We start from the raw sequence: 22,790 nt of genomic DNA, 5'->3' as shown, positions 1-22,790 counted from the left end.
CGGGCGCGAAAGCGCGGCTCTCTATTTGCGACGTCACTATCTGATCCCCTACCCCACGAGCTGCGCTGAACCGAGCCTATCTAGCTTGCAGGCTCGGCGTGCGGCTTGGTCAGCTCCAAGCTGGCGAGGTGCTTCTTAAGCCTCAAGCTCATCGGGGCATACGTTGCAAGAGTCACGCCTCCGTTGAGAACGGCGCCGACGATAGGAATGACTTTTGCCATCCCTTTGGCAAAAACGAGCTTCGTCATTTCCGCGCCAAGTTTCTTGGAGACCTCTTTAACGATCGGATATATGACTCCCTTGGTGAGCGCCTGTTGCGGCAGCTTGCGGAGAGCCTCCTTCGCCAACATGCCTGCAACTGCAGTGACACCCTGATTTGCTGCTTGCGCGCCAAACATCACGCCGACGAAGAGTGTGAGCATCCCCTTTGTCGCGTCGTCAGGCTCTTCGCCATCCGCGGCGAACAGGTTGGGCCAGCTGTAAAGATATGCAAGCTTCTGTGCGATCCGAAGCACGTGGGCGAAGTTCTGAGCAAAATCTGCTGGGACGGTGCCAACGAGTGCAAAGCCACCGGGAATTCCTGCAGCGGCCGAAAGACCGGTGACTTTTGCGGTTTCGTACTTGATCGAATCCATTGCGGCTTTGTCGATAACGTTGGACGGTATTCCGGCCGCGGCTGGGCTTTCGTTAACCGCCTTTTGAACTTGTTCGTCAGAGCAATAGCGCGCAAGTGCACGGCGCAAGTACGCCTCGCGATGAATCCGCACTCCGGGCAATCCCGACGCAGCAGTGAGCACGGCATTGAATTTAGATTCTGGCGGAGCCACGTCGCTGTCGATACTCATAGTGAGATGAGCTTACGTTAGCGCGCCGGTAGGCCAGTGCATTGCTACTGGGCCCTGTCACCGCAACACCGTCTGGATCACGAAGTCGGAAAGGACGGTAACGACGAAACGCCCTCCCGGAGGAGAGCGTTTCGTGTTTGTCGTGGTCGGGCTGACAGGATTTGAACCTGCGACCCCCTGACCCCCAGTCAGGTGCGCTACCAAGCTGCGCTACAGCCCGCGACATGTCGCCTCGAAAGGCAACTCGAATAGCTTAGCGCAGCCGGGAACGCAGTTCGGGCCAAGCGGCTGCAAACCCGGGATGAAGTTGCAGATTTTTTACCTCGTCGACGGAAACCCACGCGAGAGCCACGCTTTCCGCGTCGCCGATGACCGGCTCGAACTCGCTCGACGTCTCGGTCACGACCGTCGTATAACGCCAGAATCCGAGCTCGAGCACCGACGTGTAGATCACGGTGAGCAGCTCGGCCGGCACTCCGGCTTCCTCGAGCGCCTCGCGCATCGCGCCCTCGACGGGCGTCTCGCCCTCCTTGAGCGCACCACCCGGCAGGCCCCAGGTTCCACCGTGGTGGCTCCAGCCGACCCGGTGCTGCAGCAGCACTCCCGCGGTCGGGTGCCAGACCAGCAGTCCGGCCGCGCCGAACCGGCCCCAGTATTTCGCGCCATCCGGCCCGTAGACCCAGGCGTCCCCGCTGTCGCGCACCCCGTAGGGCGGCAGCGGCGGTGGCAGGTCGCTCACGAGCCGAGTCCGAAGAAATCGACGACGGTTTCGGATGCGTCGAACCCCTTTTCGGGCGCGAGTGGCCACACGTGGGTACCGCCGGCGATCGTGATCACCTCGAGCTTCGATTCCTCATCACACTCATCGTAGGTCGCGCGGGTGACCGTTCCCTCGATGACCGTCTGCGGGAACCGGCTGCAGTCGTTGCGTCCGATCCACTCGCGGGTCGCGTCGGCCACGGAGGCGTTGGTCCACTGGCCGAACCGGGAAGCCGTCATCTCGTTCGTCGGTCCGCCGCGGTAGGGCACGGTGAGGTCGCCCGTCCCGTGGATGATGAGCACGTCGGTCGTCTCGCTCCGGTCGCAGTCGGCCACGTTGAACGCGCCCGCGACCACGGCGATACCCGCGATACGGTCGCCGAGCTCGCAGCTGAGCCGGTATGACATCATGCCGCCGTTCGAGAAGCCCGCGAGGTAGATGCGGCTCGCGTCGACCGGGAACCTCTGCTCGACGTCGTCGAGCATCGCCGCGATGAAGCCGACATCGTCGACCTGGGTGCGGCGCGGGGCGGCGCAGCATCCGTCGGCGTTCCAGGCCAACTGGCCCTCGATGTCCGCCGCCTGCGTGCCGTTCGGGTAGACCACGATGAAGTTGCGCGCCTTCGCGAGACCGGAGAGTCCCGTCGCGGCCTCGGCCTTCGCGCCGTTTCCGCCGGCGCCGTGCAGCACGACGAGCACGGGCAGGGTCTCGGGGAGCGCAGCCGCGGCACCCTCGGGAACGTGTGCGACGTAGCTGCGTTCGACGCCGTCGACGGTGAGCGAGTGAGTGTCTGCGAGGGCGCCGGCGTCGGTCCTCGTCTGGCCCTCGGCCAGAGTGGGCGCACACCCCGCGAGAAGCAGCGCGGTGGCCACGAGGGCGGCGACCCGCGCCGCTCCTCCGATTCTCATCGCATCAGTCTAAATCGCGTCTGTGTGAGCGGCGCGCGGTCCGCCTCCGGCACGGTCTGGGTCACGGTGCTCGTGCGGGAGAATCGGAAGATGACAGACAACGACGCGGCCAAGTACGAGCGCGAACTCGTGCTGCACCTGCGCATGCGCGGCCAGACCGAGCAGGAGATCGCGAGTTCGCTGACCGAGCTGCGTGCCTATACGAAGAAGACGGGTAAGCCCGCGGAAGACGAGTTCGGCACGCCGGCCGAGTTCGCGTCGCAGTTTCCGGTGCGCAACAGCCCGACGACGAAGGGCGGCGCGCTGAGGCGACTGTTCGGAGCGGCCCTGCGGCCGAACCCGAAGGCGCCGCGTTCGAAAGACGCGGAAGAGTAGCCCCTCGCTGTAGGCCCTGCTAGCTCGCGCTCACGAGCTGCACGCGCATCGAGTCGACGCGGGTCGCGATGATCTCGCTCGCCACCCATTTCTGCTGCATACGCGACACGACGGCGTCGAGCTCGTGCCGGCTGAGGCCGTCGGCCAGGGCGAGCTGGACGACCAGCTCGGGGCCGGCCAGGCGCGCCGATGGGTCTCCGGCCGCCAGGGCGACGCTGCGCACCGCCGGTTCGCCAGCCGCGGCATCCGCGAAGGCGTCGAGAACGGCCTCATCGCGGAAGCTCGGCGTCCACGACTGCCCCTGGGCGATCGCCCACAGCGCGGGTCGACGGATCACGAACTCGGTCGGCGAAGTGGGGTCGAGCACGACCAGCTCGGTATGCTCGCTCGCCGCGGCGAGGGCGACGCGCGTTCCGGCGGCGGGCACCGGTCGCGCCTTGGGGTTCCAGTGGCTCATCGCGGTCACGGAGGTGAACACGGGAAGCACGTTGCGCCCGTCGGGCCCGGCGACCGTGATGATCGACAGCTCCTGCGTCTTGTCGATGACGACGCCGTGCTCGTTGAGTCCGGCCTCGCCCAGGTGCGCGACGAGCGGGATGAGCAGCCGCGACTCACGCAGGGCGTCGACGACCTCCGACTCCCCCAGTTCGCCACTCGAGAACCGGCGCAACGCCTCGATCAGCCGCTCCGGCGCCGAGCCGTCGTCATCCGAACTCGTATTGGGTTCGAAATGGCGGCCGGCCCACGGGGTTCCGGCGGAGTCGGCACCGCCCTGAGGGTGGTGGCCGTGATGCCCCGGAATCTCGCGCTCAGCCATGATCAGTCGTTCGCGACGTCGAGCGCCTCCGCGAGCGTGAAGTTCTTCGCGTAGAGCGACTTGCCGAGGATCGCGCCCTCGAGGCCACGCGGAACGAGCTCGCGCAGGTCGGCGATGTCGTCGAGGCTCGAGATGCCGCCGGACGCGATGACCGGCTTGTGGGTGCGTTCCATGACCTGGACGAGCAGGTCGAGGTTCGGGCCCTGCAGGGTGCCGTCCTTGGTGACGTCGGTGACGACGTAGCGGCTGCAACCGGCGTCTTCGAGGCGCTCGAGCACGGTCCAGAGGTCGCCGCCCTCCTGCGTCCAGCCGCGGGCGGCGAGGGTGGTGCCGCGCACGTCGAGTCCGACGGCGACGGCCTCACCGAACTCGGCGATGACGTGGGCCGCCCACTCGGGGTTTTCCAGAGCCGCGGTGCCGAGGTTGATGCGCTTGGCGCCCGTCTGCAGGGCGGCCTCGAGGCTCGCGTCGTCGCGGATGCCGCCCGAGAGCTCGATGTTCACGCTGCGCGGCGAATTCTTGATGACCTTCTCGATCACGTGACGGTTGTCACCGCGGCCGAACGCCGCGTCGAGGTCGACGAGATGGATCCACTCGGCGCCCTGGCTGATCCACTCGTCGGCGGCGTCCATCGGGTTGCCATACGACGTCTCCGAACCCGCCTCGCCCTGGGTGAGGCGCACGGCCTTGCCGCCGGCGACGTCGACTGCGGGAAGAAGGGTGAGACCGGGGGTCCTGGTGAACTCGCTCATTGCCGTGCTTTCTTCTGGAGAGATTGCGAACTCGGGCGCGCAAACACTCGATAGTACCGGTTGGCCCGCCTTAGAGAGACTGGAGCCAGTTTTTGAGGAGACGGATGCCCGGCTCCCCCGATTTCTCGGGGTGGAACTGGGTCGCCGTGAGTGGACCGTTCTCGACCGCCGCGATGAACTTGGCGCCGTGCTGCGCCCACGTCACGAGGGGCGGGGTAAACGGCGGCTGCGGGTCGAGCTGCCACTGCTGCACCGCGTAGGAGTGCACGAAGTAGAAGCGCTCGTCGTGGATGCCGGCGAAGAGCCTCGACTCTTCGGGCGCCTCGACGGTGTTCCAGCCCATGTGCGGCAGAACGGGCGCGTCGAGCTCGGTGACACTGCCCGGCCATTCGCCGAGACCGGGCGCCTGGTTTCCGCGCTCGACGCCGTGCTCGAACATCACCTGCATACCCACGCAGATGCCCATGACGGGACGGTCGGCGATGAGGCGCTTCTCGATGAGAGCGCCGCCGCCGACTTTCGCGAGTGCTTCGGCGACCGCGGAGAAGGCGCCGACACCGGGCACGAAGAGCCCGTCGGCGTTCATGGCGCGATCGCGGTCGGCGGTGAGCTCGACGCGGGCGCCCGCCAGCTCGAGCGCCTTCGCGGCGGAGTGCACGTTGCCCGACCCGTAGTCGAGCACAACGACGGAGGGCTGGGCGGTGCTCACAGCGCACCCTTCGTCGAGGGGATGCCGTTGACGCGGGCGTCGGGCTCTACCGCCTTGCGCATGGCGCGCGCGAACGCCTTGAACTCGGCCTCGGCGATGTGGTGCGGGTCGCGGCCTCCGAGAACGGTGATGTGCACGGTGAGTCCCGCGTTGAAGGTGATGGCCTCGAAGACGTGGCGCACCATCGACCCGGTGAAGTGGCCGCCGATGAGGTGCATCTCGAAGCCGGCGGGCTCACCCGTGTGCACGAGGTAGGGCCGGCCCGAGATGTCGACGACGGCCTGCACGAGCGCCTCGTCGAGCGGCACGACGGCGTCGCCGTACCGGGAGATGCCGGACTTGTCGCCGAGAGACTGCTTGAGGGCCTGCCCGAGCGCGATCCCGATGTCTTCGACGGTGTGGTGCACGTCGATGTGGGTGTCGCCCGTGGCCCGGACGGTGAGGTCGATCAGGGAGTGCTTCGAGAACGCGGTGAGCATGTGGTCGTAGAACGGCACGGAGGTCTGGATGTCGGAAACGCCCGTACCGTCGAGGTTGATCGACAGTTCGATGCTGGACTCGCTCGTGGCGCGCTTGATGCTGGCGACGCGGGGTTCGGTGCTCATGCTGTCAATTCTATCGAGGCGGGGTCTGTCGGGTGGCGGGCTCGTCACGTGGCGGGGTCGTCACGTGGGGCTCGTTACGTCGCGGGCCGCAGCGACGCGAGCGCGTCGAGCAGGGCCGTGGTCTCGGCCTTGGTTCCCGCCGTGATGCGCAGGTGGCCTTCGATGCCGATGTCGCGAACGAGGATGTCGCGTTGCAGCAGCGCCTCGAAGGTGGCGTTCGGGTCGTCGAAGCCGCCCGCGAGCACGAAGTTCGCCGAGCTCGGCAGCACGCTGTAGCCGAGCTTCGGCAGCTCGACGAGCAGGCGGTCGCGCTGGCCCCGAATGTCGTCGACCATCGCGAGCATTTCGGGTGTGTGCCGCAGGGCGGCCACGGCCGCGGCCTGGGTGAGCGCGGACAGGTGGTAGGGCAGGCGCACGAGACGCAGCGCGTCGTTCACCGCGGGATCGGCGGCGAGGTAGCCGACGCGAGCCCCCGCGAAGGCGAACGCCTTGCTCATGGTGCGCGAGACGAGCAAGCGCGGGCGTCCGTCGAGGAGGGTGATCGCGCTGGGTTCGTCGTCGCCCGCGAACTCCGCGTAGGCTTCGTCGACCACGACGATGCCGTCGGTCGCGTTATAGGCAGCCTCGATGGTCTCGAGCGAGACGCCGGTTCCCGTGGGGTTGTTCGGCGCGCACAGGAAAACGAGGTCGGGCGTGGTCTCGTCGATCCACCGGGTGACCGTCTCGGGCGAGATCTCGTAGCCGGCGTCGCGCTCCCCCGCGATCCAGCGGGTGCCGGTGCCGGAGGCGAGGATCTTGTGCATCGAGTACGTGGGCGGGAACGCCAGCACGCTGCGGCCCGGGCCTCCGAAGGCCTGCAGGATCTGTTGCAGCACCTCGTTCGAACCGTTCGCCGCCCAGAGGTTGTCGGCGGTGAGCGCCTTGTCGGCGGGCAGCCCGGGGTTGAGGTAGCGAGCGAGCGACTCGCGCAGCTCGGTGAATTCGCGGTCGGGGTAGCGGTTCACCGTGAGGATAGCCGCCGCGAGCGACTCGACGATGTCTTGGGCCACGGCCTCGGGAATCGGGTGCGAATTCTCGTTCACGTTCAACGCGATGCGCACGGGCTTCTGGGGGGCGCCGTAGGGCTCGAGACCGCGGAGGTCGTCACGGATGGGGAGATCGGAGAGGTTTACCACTGCTCAATCGTATGGCCGGTGGCCCGCGCGATGCTGCGCCGCGGGCCGGGTTGCCCGCTCGGCGCTGTACAGCTGCCTATTCGGCGCTGTTCCGACGCTTATTCGGCGCTGTACTCGGCCGGGAGCATCAGACGCTGGCCGGCCTGCACGCTGCCGGTCTCGAGCTGGTTGACCGAAAGGATGTCGCTGATCACGTCGCGGGGATCGGCACCGGGGGCGATGTCTTCGGCGAGGCTCCAGAGCGACTGGCCGGCCTGAACGGTGACCTCTTCGAGGTCGGCGCCGCTCGAGTTCGTGGCAGTGGCGCCGCCGCCGTTGAGTGCGACCAGCATGACGCCGGCAACCACGGGGATCGCCGCGAGCGTGGTGAGCACGGCGCGGCCACGCTTCGTAATGCGAAGGCGAGGCTGTGCGGAGGGGACACGAACGACCGGACGTTCCGTGATGGTGGTGACGACTGCTGTGCTCATGTGCTGCTCCTTCTCGTGACTCGCTTGGCTGACTCTGTTCGTTCGTGAAAAGCGTCGTATCCGACCCTCGGCCGGGAGGGCCGGATACGAAGCTTTGTTCCGAACATACATTCGAATCAGGTCAACCGCAAGCAACTATTCGAATATGTAGACGAATGATTCTGCGACACACTCGAATAGGTGTTTGTTTTGAGGCGATAATGCGGATACTGTTTCGAATGTCTGAGAACAGGTAATCAGCAGCCACCGACATTGGAGTGCACATGAGCGACGAGACCGGCGGCAACGCCACTCCGGAGCGGTCGACGACCAGACGACGCAAGAGCCTGAGCGACAAGCAGCTCGCCATCCTCGACGTCATCCAGCGCTCGGTCGCGAGCCAGGGCTACCCGCCGAGCATGCGCGAGATCGGCGACGCTGTTGGGCTCTCCTCCCTCTCGAGCGTCACTCACCAGCTCAACCAGCTCGAACTCAGCGGCTACCTGCGCCGCGACCCCAAGCGCCCCCGCGCCCTCGAGGTGCTCATCGAGATGCCGACACAGGAGTCGGATGCACCGGAGAGCACGGGTTACGCCCCCTCGGTCGGCGACGCCGCGATGGTGCCGCTGGTCGGTCGCATCGCGGCCGGTATCCCGATCACCGCCGAGCAGCAGATCGATGAGGTCTTCCCGCTCCCCCGCCAGCTCGTCGGCAAGGGCGAGCTCTTTATGCTCAAGGTCGTCGGCGACTCGATGATCGACGCGGCCATCTGCGACGGCGACTGGATCGTCGTGCGCCAGCAGAAGAACGCGGAGAACGGCGACATCGTCGCGGCGATGCTCGACGACGAGGCGACCGTCAAGGTATTCCAACAGCGCGACGGCCACACCTGGTTGCTCCCCCGCAACAGCCAGTTCGCCCCCATCCTCGGCGACTTCGCCGAGGTGCTCGGCAAGGTCGTCGCGGTACTGCGCTCGGTCTAGCGCCGGCCGCCCACGCCGAGGTCGGGCGATCTCCGGCTCCCGGGCCGGGCCGCCCACCAGCCGAGGCACAGCAGCACCGCGAGCAGCGCCGCCGAACCGATGCAGAGCCGCGCGGTCGAAAAGAGCAGGTGCGGGTCGAGCGGGACCACCCCCTCGCCCATTCTCCATACCCAGTAGCCCGCTCCGACGGCGAGTACGGGCACGCCGACGACGGCCCATCCCGCGATTCGGCTACGCCGGTCGAGGCGGCTCGCGTCGACCTCGCCCTGGGGCGTTCGTCGCACCCAGAGCACGAACCACACGCCCAGAAACAGCGCACCGAGCACGGAACTCGCGTGCTGCAGCCACGTGACCAACGGCAGCCCACCGAGCTCGGCTCCGGTCCACGGTGCCGCGCCGGTCAGCCAACCCCTGTGTGTGAAGGCGTCCCACACAAGGTGCGTCGCTATGCCGATGAGTATGGATGCCGCCGCGAGCGCGACATAGTCGGCCGAGGGGCGGGCGCGCGATCTCGGAAGCCGCGCCCGAAGCCAGTACGGCGCGAAGTCGCCCGCGGGCCGGCGGAACACGACCTGCCAGAGCGCGAAGACGATCATCCCGACGCCGAGGTCGAGCGTGACCGCGCCGATCAGGGAGTGCGAGAACCCCCGCTCGACGTCGCCGGGCACGAAGTAGAACAGGTCGGGCATGACGCTGCCGACCACGAGCGCGGCGGGCACGAGCGGCGTGCGGGCGAAGGGCAGGATCGCCGCCGCGTGGCTCGGGGTGAATGGCACGAGTCATTGTGGCAGGGCCGGACCCCGCGTCAACAGGGGCGCGTGAACAGGGGCGGATGCGCCGCGCGAGGCGCATCCGCCCTGTTCACGCGTCGGACCGGGCGTCCGGTCCTGTCGAACCGCCGCGGTCCGGGCGCTCAGGCGCTGACGCCGACCCTCTCGCGCACCGCCTTCGTCGCCGCGACGACGTTGCGCAGCGAGTCGACGGTCTCGGTGTAGCCGCGCGTCTTGAGCCCGCAGTCGGGGTTGACCCAGATCTGTCGCGACGGGATCGACGCCAGTGCGGTCTCCAACAGCGACGTCACCTCGTCGACCGAGGGCACACGCGGCGAGTGGATGTCGTAGACGCCCGGCCCGATGCCACGGCCGAAGCCGGACGACTTGATGTCGGGCACGACCTCCATCTTCGAACGCGCCGCCTCGATCGACGTGACGTCGGCGTCGAGCCGGTTGATGGCGTCGATCACCACGCCGAACTCCGAGTAGCAGAGGTGCGTGTGGATCTGCGTCTGCTTCGCGACACCCGCGGTGGCGAGCCGGAACGAGCCGACCGACCAGTCGAGGTACGAGTCCTGGTCGGCCTTCTTCAGCGGCAACAGCTCACGCAGCGCCGGCTCGTCGACCTGGATGACACCGATGCCGGCACTCTCGAGGTCGGCGATCTCGTCGCGCAGGGCGAGCGCCACCTGGTTGGCGGTGTCGGCGAGCGGCTGGTCGTCGCGCACGAAGCTCCAGGCGAGGATCGTGACGGGGCCGGTGAGCATGCCCTTGACCGGCTTCTCGGTGAGGCTCTGCGTGTAGGCGCTCCAGCCGACCGTGATCGGTGCCGGCCGCGAGACGTCGCCCCAGAGTAGCGACGGACGCGTGCAGCGGCTGCCGTACGACTGCACCCAGCCGTTCTGGGTGACGGAGAAGCCGTCGAGGTGCTCGGCGAAGTACTGCACCATGTCGTTGCGTTCCGGCTCGCCGTGCACGATGACGTCGATGCCGATCTCCTCCTGCAGGTCGACGACCGAGCGGATCTCCGCCCTGAGGAAGTCGTTGTACTCGGCGTCGCTGATCTCGCCGCGCGCGTTGGCGGCTCGCGCATTGCGGATGTCGCCGGTCTGCGGGAACGACCCGATGGTCGTGGTGGGAAGGAACGGCAGGCCGAGCGCGGTCTCCTGCGCCTCGAGACGCTCGGCGTAGTCGCCCCGGCTGAAGTCCGCCGGCGTGAGGGCAGCGGCGCGCGTGCGCACAGCTCCGTCGCGCACGCCCGGAGCGTCGCGGCGGTCGTTCAGAGCCGCGGATGCTGCAGCCAGCGTCTCCTCGATGCCTGCGCGCCCCTGCGTCAGCCCCGTGGCCAGGGCGGCGATCTGAGCGACCTTCTCGTCGGCGAAGGCCAGCCAGCTCTTCAGCCGGTCGTCGAGGTCGGGCTCGTCGGCGATCGAGTGCGGGGTGTGGAACAGGCTCGTCGAGCTCGACACGGCGACGTTCGGGGTCAGCGTGCGCAGCGACTCGAGTGTGCCGAAGGCGGCGTCGAGGTCGCCGCGCCAGATGTTGTGGCCGTCGACGACGCCGCCAACGAGGGTCTTGGTGGTCCCTTCGACAAGCTCAGGGACCGAGGTGAGCTCAGGGACCGCTCCCTTCACCAGGTCGAGCCCGATCGCCTCGACCGGCGACGCGAGGAGCACCGGCAGGGCGTCGTCGAGCGAGCCGTATGGAGCCGCGACGAAGATCTGCGGGCGCGCGGGCACCGCCCCGAGCAGCTCGTACGCGCGCGCCGTGGCCTCGAGCACCGCGGCGCGGTCGACCTCGATCGACTCGCTCACCAGCGCGGGCTCGTCGAACTGCACCCACTCTGCGCCCACGGCGGTGAGGCCGGCGATGAGCTCCGCGTAGACGGGCAGCAGGTCGTCGAGACGGTCGAGCGGCCGGTAGCCCTCCGGCGCGCCCTCGCTCGGCTTGCTGAGCAGCAGGAAGGTGACCGGACCCACGATCACGGGCCGGGTGCGGTACCCGCTCGTGGTGGCCTCGGCGACCTCGCGCAGCAGCCGGTCGGAGGCGAGGTGGAACCGTGTCTCCGGTGCGATCTCGGGCACGAGGTAGTGGTAGTTCGAGTCGAACCACTTCGTCATCTCCGCTGGCACGTCGTTGCCCTCGCCGCGGGCGATCGTGAAGTAGCCGGCGAGATCGAGGGTTCCGTCTTCGCGGACGAGTCGTTCGAAACGCGAGGGCACCGCGCCCACCGTCACCGCGGCATCCAGAACCTGGTCATAGAACGAGAACGCCTCGGGGATCGAGGAATCCGTGGCGCCCAGCCCCAGCGAGACGAGACGCTCGCGGGTGACGGCGCGCAGCTCGGCCGCCGCGGTCTCGAGCTCCTCGGCGCTGATGCGACCGGCCCAGAAGGCTTCGACGGCCTTCTTGAGTTCGCGACGGCGCCCGATGCGCGGGTAGCCGAGGATGGTGCCCGTGGGGAAGGGAGTGCTCATTGCTTCGTTCCTTAGTTGTGGTTGGTCGTGACGGAGAGAAGTTCGGTGCCGCGCAAGACCTCGAGAACGGCCTCGTGCTGGTTGAAGGTGTAGAGGTGCAGGCCGGGCCGGCCGAACCCGACGTCGTCGGTGCCGATGACGGCCCTGCCCAGCTCGATCGCGTGGGCGATACCGACGGCGCGCTGGCCCTCGGGCGACTCCTGCGCCTCCAACGCCCGCAAGAGGTCGGTCGGCAGCTTCTCGTCGGTGAGTTCGACGATGCGGCGCAGGCGCTGCGGGCTGAGCACGGGCATGATGCCCGGCAGGATGCACATGGTGACGCCGGCCGCGCGCGCCTGGTCGACGAATCGCAGGTAGTCGTCGGCGTGGAAGAACAGCTGGGTGATCGCGAGGTTCGCGCCGGCGGCCTCCTTGGCGAGGAGCGTGTCGAGATCCTGTTCGACGGAGCGGCTTCGCGGATGCCCGTTGGGAAAAGCCGCCACGGCGATGGTGACCTTGTGGCCGCTGCTCAGTCGCTTCGCGCCGGGAAAACCGGGTACGTCGTTCAGGCTGAACTGTTCGCGTTCGGCCTGCACCCGATGGATGAGCTGCACGAGCTCGCCCGCGCTGCCGAGGTCGCCGAGGAACCTGTCACCCTCGGCCGCGCCGGCCGGAGGGTCGCCGCGCAGGGCGAGGAAGCTCGTGACGCCCGCGTCGAGGAACTCGCGGATGAGCCGCGTGGCGTCGGCGTACGACGAGCCGACGCAGGTCAGGTGGGCCATCGCCTTGATGTCCGTCTCGGCCAGCAGCCGCAGCAGCACCGAGAGCGACGAACTGCGCGACGAACCGTTGGCGCCATAAGTCACCGAGATGAATTCGGGGCCCGCGGCCACCAGATGCTCGAGCGAGGCGAGCAGCGTCTCCTCGGCCGCGACGGTGCGCGGTGGGTAGAGCTCGAACGAGAACGTCGGGCGCTCGACCGTCGTCGCCGCGTTCGCAGTCGCTGTATTCACCTGGGCCCTCCGGACATCAAGAATCTGATTCGGTATGGGCGGGTGCCGGGCTCGGCTGTCGCTCCGTGCCGCGAAGCTGCGGCAGCGGTTCCCAAGCTAGTGGCGGGCCGCGGCCCGCGGTGGAGAGTTGCGCTGTGTTACGCGCTGACCACGCTGAACGCCTTCAGCGCCCCCGCGTCCATGGCGTTGACCATGGCGGTGATGTGGGTTCCGCCCTCGACGTATTCGGTGGTGAGGATGCGTCCGCGGTCGTGCAGGCTCGCCACGATGTCTCCGCGGTCGTACGGTACGAGCAGTTCGACCTGCACGTCGGGGCTCGGAACGAGTTCGGCGATGCGGGCCTGCAGCTCGGCGACGCCCTCGCCCGTGCGGGCCGAGACGAAGATCGCGGTGGGTTCGAGCGCGCGAAGCAGGAGGCGTTGGTCGTCGTCCTGCAGCAGGTCGACCTTGTTGAACACGACGATCTCGGGGACGTCGCGCGCCTCGACCTCGCCGATCACGTCGCGCACGGTCGCGAGTTGGCTGCCGGGATCGGGGTGCGAGGCGTCGACGACGTGCACGATGACGTCGGACTCGCCGACCTCCTCGAGCGTCGACCGGAAGGCCTCGACGAGCTGGTGCGGGAGGTTGCGCACGAAACCGACGGTGTCGGTGAGCGTGTACGGGCGGCCGTCGGCGGTGACCGACTTGCGCACTGTCGCGTCGAGGGTCGCGAACAGCGCGTTCTCGACGAGCACGCCGGCGCTCGTGATGTGGTTCAGCAGGCTCGACTTACCGGCGTTGGTGTAGCCGACGATGGCGACGCTGGGGACCTCGAAACGGTTGCGGTTGGCGCGCTTGGCCTCGCGAGCGGGGGCGAACCCCTTGATCTGTTTGCGCAGGCGCGACATGCGGGTGTGGATGCGGCGACGGTCGAGCTCGATCTTGGTCTCACCCGGGCCACGGCTGCCCATTCCGTCTCCGGAACCACCGGCGCCACCACCCTGACGGGAGAGCGCCTCACCCCAACCACGCAGTCGCGGCAGCATGTACTCGAGCTGCGCGAGTTCGACCTGCGCCTTGCCCTCGCGGCTCTTCGCGTGCTGGCTGAAGATGTCGAGGATCACGGCCGTGCGGTCGATCACCTTGACCTTCACGATGTCTTCGAGTGCGCGGCGCTGGCTGGGCGCGAGTTCGGTGTCCGCGATGACCGTGTCCGCGCCACTGGCGGCGACGATGCCGCGCAATTCCTCGGCCTTGCCCTTGCCGAAATACGTGGAGGGGTCGGGGTTGGCCCGACGCTGCAGCAGTCCGTCGAGCACGACGGCACCCGCGGTCTCGGCGAGGGCGTAGAGCTCACGCAGCGAGTTCTCGGCGTCGACGGTGTTGCCCTGGGTGTAGATGCCGATCAGCACGACGCGCTCGATGCGCAGCTGCCGGTACTCGACCTCGGTGACGTCGTCGAGTTCGGTGGAGAGGCCGGCGACGCGGCGAAGCGCCTGGCGGTCTTCGCGATCGAACTGTTCGCCGTCGCGGTGCTCGTCGTAGTTCGAATCGGACTGGAGGGCTTGGGCGCGCGTCTCGATGGCGCTGCCGGAGCCGAACGTGGTGCGGTTCGCCGACTGGGAACCCGCATTGGCCAGAACCCGCGCTACAACGTCGTCGTTTTCGTTTGGGGTTGTGTCGATATCACTCATTACCATTAACCTTACTCGCCAAGACTTCGATAGGTTCGGTGCATGTCAAACGAGCACTACTTCGCGTCGTCCCCGGAGAGTGAACTCAAACTTCGCACGATCCACGCGCGCATCGCCGGTCGGGTCTACGAACTGCAGACATCCAACGGCATCTTCAGTCCCGAGCACATCGACGCCGGAACACAGGTCCTGTTGGCCAACGTGCCGCAGCCACCGCCCGGTGGCAACGTCCTCGACCTCGGCTGCGGATGGGGTCCCATCGCTCTGACGCTCGCGATCGAATCGCCGCGCAGCACGGTCTGGGCGGTCGACGTGAACGAGCGCGCGCTCGACCTCGTGCGCCGTAACGCCGAGATCGTCGGGGCCACGAACATCCGCGCCGTGACGCCCGACCAGGTTCCCGACGACGTGACGTTCACGACCATCTGGTCGAATCCGCCCATCCGTGTGGGCAAGAACGAGTTGCACGGGCTGCTCGAGAAGTGGCTTCCGCGCCTCGACGACGGCTCGGACGGCTGGCTCGTCGTGCAGCGCAACCTCGGTTCCGACTCGCTGCACCGCTGGCTGCAGGCGACGTTCCCCGATGACTTCACGTTCGTGCGCACCGCGACGAACAAGGGCTACCGGGTGCTGCGGGCGCGTAAGAAGTAATACTGCGAGTCGTGAAACCTACAGGCTCAGGTCGCCCTCGAATACGAGGTCGGCGGGGCCGCTGAGCGATACGTGCTCGCCGTCCTCCGTGGGGAACATGCGCACGCCGACCACGCCGCCCGGAACCTGCACCTTCCACTGGTTGGGCGCGCCGGCGCCGGCCCAGTGCCGGGTCGCGAGGGCGGCCGCAGCGGCTCCGGTGCCGCAGGACAGGGTCTCGCCGCTGCCTCGCTCGTGCACCCGCATGCGGATGTAGCCGACGCCGTCTTTCACCATCGGGTCGGCGGGCACCACGAACTCGACGTTCGCGCCGGCCTCGGGTTCCGGGTCGAGCTGGGGAATGTACGACAGGTCGGCGCTGTCGAGCTCCTCGTCGCTCGCGAGGGCGACGACGACGTGCGGGTTGCCCACGTTGATGCCGAGCCCGGGGCGGGCGACCGAGAGGTTGCGGGCGCGCACGAGCGGCTCCCCTCCGTCGAGCGACCAACGGCCCAGGTCGACCTGGAAGCCGCTGAGGTTGCGCTGCACGTCGCGCACTCCGGCGCGCGTGCCGATCGCGAGCGTGTCGCCGGGTTCCAGCGTGGCGAGGCCGTTCTCGATCAGGTAACGGGCGAAGACCCGGATGCCGTTGCCGCACATCTCCGACAGGCTGCCGTCGGAGTTGCGGTAGTCCATGAACCACTCGGCGGAATCGTCCTCGGCCAGGGCCTCGGCGCCCTCGGGGAGGTGGGTGGACCGCACCGCCCGCAGCACGCCGTCCGCGCCGACGCCGAAGTGGCGGTCGGCGATCGCCGCCACCTGGGCCGGGCTCAGGTCGACGACGCCGTCGGGGTCGGAGTACAGCACGAAGTCGTTGCCCGTGCCGTGGCCTTTGGTGAAGTGCAGATTAGTCACGCGCCAAGTTTAGCCAGCGCCAGCCGCGCCCTCTGCGGGTCGTCGTAGTCGAGCCAGTCGATGGCGTCGTAGCGCCGGAACCAGCTCACCTGCCTGCGCGCGTACTTGCGCGTGAACAGGGCGGTCTGTTCGATCGCCTCTGTCTCGGTCAGCTCGCCGCGCAGTTGTGCTGCGGCCTGAGCGTAGCCGATTGCCCGGGCCGCCGTGACGCCTAGGCCGTGCGGCAGCAACCCCTCGACCTCGGCGACCAGTCCGTCGCTCCACATCTGGCGCACGCGCTCGTCGAGGCGCGCCACCAGTTCGTCGCGGGGCGCGCGCAGCCCGAAGATCGCCGTCTCCCGCCAGAGCGCGTCGTCGGCGGGAAGACCGGAACCGAACGGCTCCCCCGTCATCTCGAACACCTCGAGCGCCCGCACGATGCGCCGCCCGTTGCTCGGTCCGATCGCCTCGGCCGCGACCGGGTCGACGGCGAGCAGGCGGCGGTGCATCATGCCAGGGCCGGTGGAGACGAGTTCCGCTTCGAGACGCTCGCGGACCGCCGCATCCGTACCCGGGAATTCGAAATCGTAGATGACGCTCGAGACGTAGAGTCCCGACCCGCCCACGAGCAAAGGCCAGGCGCCGCGCGATTCGATGTCGGCGATCACCCGGCGCGCATCCGTCTGATAGGCGGCGACGCTCGCCTCGTCGAGGGGATCGAGAACGTCGAGCATGTGGTGTCGGATGCCACGGCGCTCGTCGACCGGAAGCTTCGCGGTTCCCACGTCCATGCCGCGATAGAGCTGCATGGCATCGGCGTTGACGATCTCGACCGGCTGGCCGCGCTCGGCGAGGCGTTCGGCGATCTCGAGCGACAGGCCGGACTTGCCGGTGCCCGTGGCACCAACGACGACGACTAACACGAGGGGTTAGCGCTGGCCGTCGAGCATGTCGTAGATGGGCGTCGTCGACACCTGCGGTGCGCTCACGGCGCGCAGCGGCAGCGAGGCGCCGGGGCCGGTGCCGATCCGCAGACCGGGGAGGCCGAGCGAGACGCGGCCGGGTTCGCTCGCGGCACCCGCGGGGGCCGGCACACCGCACGACGCGGCCTCGGCGCGGTCCCAGGCGTCGCCCGCGCGGGTGCGGCGCACGATGAGGGGCGCCCCTGGCGTCGCGTCGGCGACCAGGTGGAAGGATGCGGCCTCGCTGATGCGCACGGTGACGATGTCCCCGGGGCGCGGCACCTGGCTGCCGGCCGGCACGTCGAAGTGCACGAGGCGCGAGTCTTCGGCGCGCCCCGAGAGGCGGTGACGTTCCGCGTCGCGCTTGCCTTCCGCCGCGGAGACCAGGACGTTCACGACGGTTCCTACGAGCTTCTGGTTCTCTTCGCGCGAGATGTGGTCTTGCAGGGCGGTCAGGCGCTCGTAGCGCTCCTGCACCACGGCCTTCGGTACCTGGTCGGCCATCGTGGCCGCCGGCGTGCCCGGGCGGATCGAGTACTGGAAGGTGAAGGCGGAGGCGAACCGCGCGGCCTCGACGACCCGCAGGGTGTCCTGGAAGTCTTCCTCGGTCTCGCCCGGGAACCCGACGATGATGTCCGTGCTGATCGCGGCGTTAGGGATCTTGGCGCGCACGCGGTCGAGGATGCCGAGGAACTTCTCGCTGCGGTAGCTGCGCTTCATCGCCCTGAGGACGCGGTCGGAGCCCGACTGCAGCGGCATGTGCAGTTGCGGCATCACGGCGTCGGTCTCGGCCATCGCGTCGATGACGTCGTCGGTGAAGGCGGCGGGGTGCGGGCTCGTGAAGCGGATGCGTTCGAGACCGTCGATTGTGCCGGCGGCACGCAGCAGCTTGCCGAACGCCTGACGGTCTCCGAACTCGACGCCGTAGGAGTTGACGTTCTGGCCGAGCAGGGTGACCTCGAGGGCGCCGTCGTCGACGAGCGCCTGCACTTCGGCGAGGACGTCGCCGGGGCGGCGGTCCTTCTCCTTGCCGCGCAGGGCGGGCACGATGCAGAACGTGCAGGTGTTGTTGCAGCCGACCGAGACGGACACCCAGCCGCTGTACGTGGACTCGCGACGCGTCGGAAGGGTGGACGGGAAGACGTCGAGCGACTCGAGGATCTCGATCTGCGCCTCGTCGTTGTGACGCGCGCGCTCGAGCAGCGCGGGCAACGAACCCATGTTGTGGGTTCCGAACACCACGTCGACCCACGGCGCCTTCTCGAGGATGACCGACTTGTCCTTCTGGGCGAGGCAGCCGCCGACGGCGATCTGCATGCCCTCGTGGGTCTTCTTGATCGACGCCAGCATGCCGAGATTGCCGTACAGCTTGTTGTCGGCGTTCTCGCGCACCGCGCAGGTGTTGATGACGACGATGTCGGCCTGGTCGTCGGACGCCCGAACGTAGCCGGCCGCCTCGAGCGAACCGCTCAGTCGCTCGGAATCGTGCACGTTCATCTGGCAGCCGTACGTGCGCACCTCGTAGGTGCGCACCTTGGTCGATTCGGGCGCTACTGGAGTGGGTGCGACGAGGGTCATAGTGGTGTCCAGTGTAGAACTCCCGGGGCACGCGATCACCGAAGGGTCGCCTCAGCAGGAGCGGTACGGAAACGCGAGTTCAGCAGATGCGTTTCTGCTCATGCCAGGTCGGCAGGCGCCGTTTCTCAGCGGAAGCGCGGCCCGGCCGGACCGAGGGCCGCCTTCACGGCAGCACCGACCACGGTGCCGGAGTAGCCGCGGCGCTGCAGGAAGGCGCTCAGCCGCCGCTCGGCGGTGGTGCGGTCGTAGGAACTGAGTTGACCGGCACGCTTGATCGCGACCTCGGTGGCTCGTTCTAGTTCGTCGTCGACGTCGACGCTCTCCAGCGCCTCATCGATCGCGGACTGGTCGACCTGACGGCGACGCAGTTCGGCCGTGATGGCCGACTTTCCGAGTCCCTTGCGATCTCGGAGCGTGTTCACCAGGTCATGGGCGAGCACCCTGTCGTCGAGCAGTCCGGCACCCTCGAGGCGTTCGACCTCGGCCGCCACCTCGTCGGGCTCGATCTCACGGTTCTCGAGCAGCGTGGTCATCTCGGCGCTCGACATCCCCTTGCGGGCGAGCGCGTTGATGCTGGCGCGGCGCACCGGCGGAGGCTTCGGCGCGGACGTTTCAGGCTCATCGGGCGCCTCGACGAAGCGGACACCGGCAGGCTCGGCAGCGGGCGCCTGGACTGTCGAGTTCTCGACCACGGCGAGGAACCGCCGAGCGGCAGCGATCGCCGGCGCCTCGGGCTCGGGTTCTTCGTCTTCGGCCGGTTCGTCTTCGCGCGGGGACGGCGCGTCGTCGCCCGGCTCGATGTACCAGCCGGACGCCGGAGTGCGACCGTTCGCCGCCGGACCCGCGGTGTCGCCGATGGGCGAACCGGCGAAGTCGTCAGCGGAGACGGCGGCGGAGTCGTCGTGCGCAGCGGGTTCCGACGGCGCGCCGAACAGATAGCTGACCTTCGCGAGGCGGCCGTCGGAATCCTGCACGTTACTCGCCTACGGCTTTGAGCAGCTCGGCGTCGGCACGCTCCGCGACGCTCTGTGCGCCGGCGCGCGCGGCACCATTCTGGGTCGCCGCGGCACCCGCGGCCGAACCCTTCGCGACCTTGAGAGCGGCCGCGCTCGTGGCCTTGGCTGCCTTCTCGGCGCTCGCTGCGAGCTTGGCGGCGTTGGCCTCGGCTCGTTCGACGGCCGCGGCCTTGTCGGCCACGTCTTTTGCGGCCTTGCCCTCGACGCCGATTCCGAGCTTGAGCATGATCTTGCCCTCGATCTCGGCCGCGATCTCGGGGTTCTCGAGCAGGAACTTGCGCGAGTTGTCTTTACCCTGGCCGAGCTGGTCGCCGTCGTAGGTGTACCAGGCGCCGGACTTGCGCACGATCTCGTGCTCGACGCCGAAGTCGATGAGGCTGCCCTCGCGGGAGATGCCGACGCCGTAGAGGATGTCGAACTCCGCCTGCTTGAAGGGCGGCGCCATCTTGTTCTTGACGACCTTGACGCGCGTGCGGTTGCCGTAGGCCTCCGTGCCGTCTTTCAGGGTCTCGATACGACGGATGTCGAGGCGCACCGAGGCGTAGAACTTGAGCGCCTTACCACCGGCGGTGGTCTCGGGGCTTCCGAAGAAGACACCGATCTTCTCGCGCAGCTGGTTGATGAAGATCATCGTGGTGTTGGTCTGGCTGAGTCCACCGGTGAGCTTGCGCAGCGCCTGCGACATGAGCCGGGCCTGGAGGCCGACGTGGGAGTCACCCATGTCGCCCTCGATCTCGGCGCGCGGCACGAGAGCCGCGACGGAGTCGATGACGACGAGGTCGATCGAGCCGGACCGCACGAGCATGTCGGCGATCTCGAGGGCCTGCTCACCGGTGTCGGGCTGCGACACGAGCAGAGCGTCGATGTCGACGCCGAGCTTCTGGGCGTACTCGGGGTCGAGCGCGTGCTCCGCGTCGATGAAGGCAGCGATGCCGCCCGCGCGCTGGGCGTTGGCGATCGCGTGCAGCGTGAGGGTGGTCTTACCTGACGACTCCGGTCCGTAGATCTCGACGATGCGGCCGCGGGGAAGCCCGCCTATGCCGAGCGCGACATCGAGAGCGATCGAACCCGTGGGGATCACGGCGACGGGAGCGCGCTCGTCGCTGCCGAGACGCATGACGGAGCCCTTACCGAACTGACGGTCAATCTGGGCGAGGGCGGTGTCGAGCGCTTTTTCGCGGTCTGCTGCTGATGCCATTGTGTGTCTCCTTGGAGTCGTAGGTTGCTGCCCATAGGCTGTCGGGACTCTGGGGGCCGATGATGCAGGGCCCCGAGCCTCCCGACAAAGGCTGGTTCAGTTGTTTCCAACCGTAGGCGTGAGGTACGACATCGAGCCGTACGCCTCGCGAACGGTGGATAAACCGTCTTCGATAGAAGCTATGAAGGAGTCTACAGACATCCGAACGGATGTTCGATAGGCGATTCGTCGGCGTGTTGCCGAGGGACGGCGAGACTAGTTGTTCGCCTCGCGGAGCCCGACGCCGTAGCGCCGCTCGGCCGGCACGTCGCTCGCGTCGCACAGGGCGTTCCAGATGGCGCGTGGCGGGACGCCGGCCTTGATCGCCTGCTCGGCGGTGAGGCCGCCGACGTCTCCGAGCACGAGGTCGCGCGTGATGACTCGGCCGTAGGCCTCGCCGAACTCTTCTTCGACCGCTATCCGGAATTCGCTCAATCGCACCGGTCAACCCTAACTGTCGCTGATGGACCATGCCCGACAACGACGAACGCCCCGGTGGATACCGGGGCGCTCGTGCTGATCAGGGCTGTCTGAGGAGGGTGTTAGCGCGAAACCAGGTCCGCGTCGAACTCCGCGACGAGTTCGTCGGGCAGAGTGTCGGGGATCGTGGTGCCGAGATTGACACCCTCGATGATGGCGAGGCGATCGCCTACTTCACGCATGATGACCGAGATCGGCGTTTCGAGAGCATCCGCGACGGAAGCGAGGATTTCGGAGCTGGCCTCTTTCTGTCCACGCTCCACCTCGCTCAGGTAGCCGAGTGCGACGCTCGCCTTGCTCGCGACCTGGCGAAGGGTGCGCCCCTTCTGCAAACGGAAGTCGCGGAGCACGTCACCGATTTCTTGACGAACTAGAACCATTGGACCCTCCTCTAAGACTTGTTGCCCTGATCCACAAAGTGTATGGAGCAGTAACACTACAGGCGCCAATACGTAAGTACTCTAGCCAGAGCATTCTGTATGTCGCTTGTTAATCTGTTATCTGTAACGAGATCGAAACTCCGACTATTCCCGCCGACTAATCGGTGAGCAGTTGCGTCAGTCGCCTCAGTGATTCGGAGACGACGGCAGATCGGATGCCATCGCGCGTGCCCGAAAGGTGCAGAGCGACGTTCGTCACCCGGGTTCCGATCGCGAAGCCGAGGTAGACGGTGCCGACGGGTTTGCCGTCCTGCGGTTCGGGGCCGGCGACTCCCGTGGTCGATATACCGATGTCCGCCGGGGTTCCCTCGACCGCGAGGGCGGACCGGACACCCGCCGCCATCTGTTCGGCGACGAGAGGGTCTACGGCTCCGTTCGCGGCCAGAAGCTCGGCGTCGACGCCGAGCACGCTGTGCTTGAGCGCGGTGCTGTAGGCCACCACCCCCCCGTTGACCACGGCCGAGGCGCCGGGCGTGCGGATGAGCTCGGCGACGAGCAGCCCGCCGGTGAGCGACTCGGCGACGGCGACGGTGAGCCCGCGCTGCTTCAACAGCGCGACCAGTCCGGCGCCGACATCGGGCATTTCGACAGGCTTACTCAACTGAGGGTCAATCAACGGGGTTGCTTCGCCCGCCGCGCCTGCACGAGGTATTCGATGCCGCTGTAGACGGTGAGCACGAACGCGACCGCCATGACGGTCCAGTTGATCCACAGCACCCAGTCGCCGAGCACGGTCGCGAACGGCAGCAGGAAGAGCGAGATCGCGACGGCCTGCGCGAGCGTCTTGAGCTTTCCGGTCTTCGATGCGGGAACGACCACCTTGGTGACGACCACGAGCCGCCAGATGGTGATGCCGAGCTCCCGCACGACGATGATGATGGTGACCCACCACCACAGCTCGCCCAGGATCGACAAGACGACGAGGGCGCTCAGCGTGAGGATCTTGTCGGCGATCGGGTCGAGCAGCACGCCGAGGTCGGTGACCAGGTTGCGGCTACGCGCGATGTAGCCGTCGATGCCGTCGGTGGCGATGGCCACGATGAACAGGATGGCGGCGACCCAGCGCACCGCGCCCATCTCGCCACCGTCGAGCAGCAGCAGGTAGACGAAGACCGGCGCGAGCAGGATGCGCACGACGGTGATGATGTTCGCCACGTTGCCGTTGCTGGCGGGGCTGTCTCCGGCGCTCCAGATGCGGCCGCTCATGGTGCTTTTACGCGGAGCGTGCGGAGTCGTGCCGTTTACCGGTTCAGTCGA

General features: G+C 67.8%; 25 protein-coding genes and 1 tRNA gene. 3 read left to right on the top strand and 23 right to left on the bottom strand.

From position 1 onward, the window contains the following. Nucleotides 1-80: 80 nt before the first annotated feature. The 4 genes from IEV96_RS02510 to IEV96_RS02495 all read right to left on the bottom strand — a co-directional run bounded on the left by IEV96_RS02510 (nucleotide 81) and on the right by IEV96_RS02495 (nucleotide 2,513). Nucleotides 81-845: a hypothetical protein gene (locus IEV96_RS02510; protein ID WP_188509132.1), complete on the bottom strand. Its 765-nt coding sequence runs from the start codon at nucleotides 843-845 to the stop codon at nucleotides 81-83. Between the two features lie 143 nt (nucleotides 846-988). Continuing rightward, nucleotides 989-1,065 (bottom strand) — tRNA-Pro (locus IEV96_RS02505). 33 nt (nucleotides 1,066-1,098) lie between these two features. After that, nucleotides 1,099-1,584: an NUDIX domain-containing protein gene (locus tag IEV96_RS02500; RefSeq protein WP_188509131.1), complete on the bottom strand. Its 486-nt coding sequence runs from the start codon at nucleotides 1,582-1,584 to the stop codon at nucleotides 1,099-1,101. After that, complete coding sequence (locus IEV96_RS02495; protein WP_188509130.1) at nucleotides 1,581-2,513, bottom strand: extracellular catalytic domain type 1 short-chain-length polyhydroxyalkanoate depolymerase; 933 nt, start codon at nucleotides 2,511-2,513, stop codon at nucleotides 1,581-1,583. The genes IEV96_RS02500 and IEV96_RS02495 overlap by 4 nt, the downstream gene beginning before the upstream one ends. 90 nt (nucleotides 2,514-2,603) lie before the next feature. Here IEV96_RS02495 and IEV96_RS02490 point away from each other — a divergent pair, with 90 nt between their 5' ends. After that, on the top strand, nucleotides 2,604-2,888 hold the full coding sequence (locus IEV96_RS02490; RefSeq protein ID WP_188509129.1) for a DUF1129 domain-containing protein: 285 nt from the start codon (nucleotides 2,604-2,606) through the stop codon (nucleotides 2,886-2,888). Between the two features lie 19 nt (nucleotides 2,889-2,907). On the opposite strand, the gene IEV96_RS02485 is transcribed toward IEV96_RS02490, so the two are convergent. The 6 genes from IEV96_RS02485 to IEV96_RS02460 all read right to left on the bottom strand — a co-directional run bounded on the left by IEV96_RS02485 (nucleotide 2,908) and on the right by IEV96_RS02460 (nucleotide 7,416). Next, nucleotides 2,908-3,705 carry an SseB family protein gene (locus tag IEV96_RS02485; protein ID WP_188509128.1) on the bottom strand — a complete coding sequence of 266 codons (798 nt, stop codon included), beginning with the start codon at nucleotides 3,703-3,705 and terminating at the stop codon, nucleotides 2,908-2,910. A gap of 2 nt (nucleotides 3,706-3,707) precedes the next feature. Beyond that, complete coding sequence (gene priA, locus IEV96_RS02480; RefSeq protein WP_188509127.1) at nucleotides 3,708-4,457, bottom strand: bifunctional 1-(5-phosphoribosyl)-5-((5-phosphoribosylamino)methylideneamino)imidazole-4-carboxamide isomerase/phosphoribosylanthranilate isomerase PriA; 750 nt, start codon at nucleotides 4,455-4,457, stop codon at nucleotides 3,708-3,710. Between the two features lie 70 nt (nucleotides 4,458-4,527). Next, complete coding sequence (gene hisH / locus IEV96_RS02475) at nucleotides 4,528-5,166, bottom strand: imidazole glycerol phosphate synthase subunit HisH (RefSeq protein WP_188509126.1); 639 nt, start codon at nucleotides 5,164-5,166, stop codon at nucleotides 4,528-4,530. Further along, nucleotides 5,163-5,771: an imidazoleglycerol-phosphate dehydratase HisB gene (gene hisB / locus IEV96_RS02470; RefSeq protein ID WP_188509125.1), complete on the bottom strand. Its 609-nt coding sequence runs from the start codon at nucleotides 5,769-5,771 to the stop codon at nucleotides 5,163-5,165. The genes hisH and hisB overlap by 4 nt, the downstream gene beginning before the upstream one ends. Before the next feature lie 74 nt (nucleotides 5,772-5,845). Next, nucleotides 5,846-6,946: a histidinol-phosphate transaminase gene (locus IEV96_RS02465; protein WP_188509124.1), complete on the bottom strand. Its 1,101-nt coding sequence runs from the start codon at nucleotides 6,944-6,946 to the stop codon at nucleotides 5,846-5,848. Nucleotides 6,947-7,044: 98 nt separating this feature from the next. Beyond that, entirely contained in the window at nucleotides 7,045-7,416 is a 372-nt protein-coding gene (locus IEV96_RS02460) for a LysM peptidoglycan-binding domain-containing protein (protein WP_188509123.1), read from the bottom strand. A 263-nt stretch (nucleotides 7,417-7,679) separates the two neighbouring features. On the opposite strand from IEV96_RS02460, the gene lexA reads away from it, so the two are divergent. Further along, nucleotides 7,680-8,378, top strand: a complete 699-nt coding sequence (gene lexA / locus IEV96_RS02455) for a transcriptional repressor LexA (protein WP_188509122.1) — start codon at nucleotides 7,680-7,682, stop codon at nucleotides 8,376-8,378. Here lexA and IEV96_RS02450 read toward each other — a convergent pair. The 4 genes from IEV96_RS02450 to hflX all read right to left on the bottom strand — a co-directional run bounded on the left by IEV96_RS02450 (nucleotide 8,375) and on the right by hflX (nucleotide 14,296). Then, on the bottom strand, nucleotides 8,375-9,154 hold the full coding sequence (locus tag IEV96_RS02450) for a DUF4184 family protein (protein ID WP_188509121.1): 780 nt from the start codon (nucleotides 9,152-9,154) through the stop codon (nucleotides 8,375-8,377). The two genes, lexA and IEV96_RS02450, sit on opposite strands and share 4 nt — an antisense overlap. Nucleotides 9,155-9,291: 137 nt before the next feature. Further along, nucleotides 9,292-11,628, bottom strand: coding sequence for a 5-methyltetrahydropteroyltriglutamate--homocysteine S-methyltransferase (metE, locus tag IEV96_RS02445; protein ID WP_188509120.1), 2,337 nt, complete (start codon nucleotides 11,626-11,628; stop codon nucleotides 9,292-9,294). Between the two features lie 11 nt (nucleotides 11,629-11,639). Further along, nucleotides 11,640-12,620 (bottom strand): methylenetetrahydrofolate reductase, encoded by a 981-nt coding sequence (locus tag IEV96_RS02440; RefSeq protein ID WP_188509119.1) that lies wholly within the window; start codon nucleotides 12,618-12,620, stop codon nucleotides 11,640-11,642. A gap of 137 nt (nucleotides 12,621-12,757) precedes the next feature. Further along, nucleotides 12,758-14,296: a GTPase HflX gene (gene hflX / locus IEV96_RS02435; protein ID WP_188509118.1), complete on the bottom strand. Its 1,539-nt coding sequence runs from the start codon at nucleotides 14,294-14,296 to the stop codon at nucleotides 12,758-12,760. A gap of 42 nt (nucleotides 14,297-14,338) precedes the next feature. On the opposite strand from hflX, the gene IEV96_RS02430 reads away from it, so the two are divergent. After that, nucleotides 14,339-14,947, top strand: coding sequence for a class I SAM-dependent methyltransferase (locus tag IEV96_RS02430; protein WP_188509117.1), 609 nt, complete (start codon nucleotides 14,339-14,341; stop codon nucleotides 14,945-14,947). 18 nt (nucleotides 14,948-14,965) lie between these two features. Here the strand turns inward: IEV96_RS02430 and dapF are convergent, their stop codons facing one another. The 9 genes from dapF to pgsA form a co-directional block, all read right to left on the bottom strand. Further along, nucleotides 14,966-15,841 carry a diaminopimelate epimerase gene (dapF, locus tag IEV96_RS02425; protein WP_188509116.1) on the bottom strand — a complete coding sequence of 292 codons (876 nt, stop codon included), beginning with the start codon at nucleotides 15,839-15,841 and terminating at the stop codon, nucleotides 14,966-14,968. Next, the gene (gene miaA / locus IEV96_RS02420) at nucleotides 15,838-16,743 is read right to left on the bottom strand and encodes a tRNA (adenosine(37)-N6)-dimethylallyltransferase MiaA (protein WP_188509115.1); all 906 of its coding nucleotides are present in this window, start codon (nucleotides 16,741-16,743) and stop codon (nucleotides 15,838-15,840) included. Before miaA ends, dapF begins: the two co-directional genes overlap by 4 nt. A 6-nt stretch (nucleotides 16,744-16,749) precedes the next feature. Continuing rightward, complete coding sequence (gene miaB, locus IEV96_RS02415; RefSeq protein WP_188509114.1) at nucleotides 16,750-18,360, bottom strand: tRNA (N6-isopentenyl adenosine(37)-C2)-methylthiotransferase MiaB; 1,611 nt, start codon at nucleotides 18,358-18,360, stop codon at nucleotides 16,750-16,752. Between the two features lie 125 nt (nucleotides 18,361-18,485). Further along, complete coding sequence (locus IEV96_RS16610) at nucleotides 18,486-19,334, bottom strand: regulatory protein RecX (protein WP_229732964.1); 849 nt, start codon at nucleotides 19,332-19,334, stop codon at nucleotides 18,486-18,488. 1 nt (nucleotide 19,335) lies between these two features. Next, nucleotides 19,336-20,574, bottom strand: a complete 1,239-nt coding sequence (recA, locus tag IEV96_RS02405) for a recombinase RecA (RefSeq protein ID WP_188509113.1) — start codon at nucleotides 20,572-20,574, stop codon at nucleotides 19,336-19,338. Nucleotides 20,575-20,829: 255 nt separating this feature from the next. After that, nucleotides 20,830-21,054 (bottom strand): DUF3046 domain-containing protein, encoded by a 225-nt coding sequence (locus tag IEV96_RS02400; RefSeq protein ID WP_188509112.1) that lies wholly within the window; start codon nucleotides 21,052-21,054, stop codon nucleotides 20,830-20,832. Nucleotides 21,055-21,155: 101 nt separating this feature from the next. Beyond that, on the bottom strand, nucleotides 21,156-21,473 hold the full coding sequence (locus IEV96_RS02395) for a helix-turn-helix domain-containing protein (RefSeq protein ID WP_188509111.1): 318 nt from the start codon (nucleotides 21,471-21,473) through the stop codon (nucleotides 21,156-21,158). A 157-nt stretch (nucleotides 21,474-21,630) separates the two neighbouring features. Further along, nucleotides 21,631-22,116 carry a CinA family protein gene (locus IEV96_RS02390; RefSeq protein ID WP_188509110.1) on the bottom strand — a complete coding sequence of 162 codons (486 nt, stop codon included), beginning with the start codon at nucleotides 22,114-22,116 and terminating at the stop codon, nucleotides 21,631-21,633. Between the two features lie 29 nt (nucleotides 22,117-22,145). Next, entirely contained in the window at nucleotides 22,146-22,739 is a 594-nt protein-coding gene (gene pgsA / locus IEV96_RS02385) for a CDP-diacylglycerol--glycerol-3-phosphate 3-phosphatidyltransferase (protein WP_188509109.1), read from the bottom strand. Nucleotides 22,740-22,790: the final 51 nt, after the last annotated feature.

Source organism: Conyzicola nivalis (assembly GCF_014639655.1).
GTDB lineage: Bacteria > Actinomycetota > Actinomycetes > Actinomycetales > Microbacteriaceae > Conyzicola > Conyzicola nivalis.
Note: the sequence above shows the minus strand (reverse complement) of the source record. Positions and strands in the feature narration are given on the sequence as shown.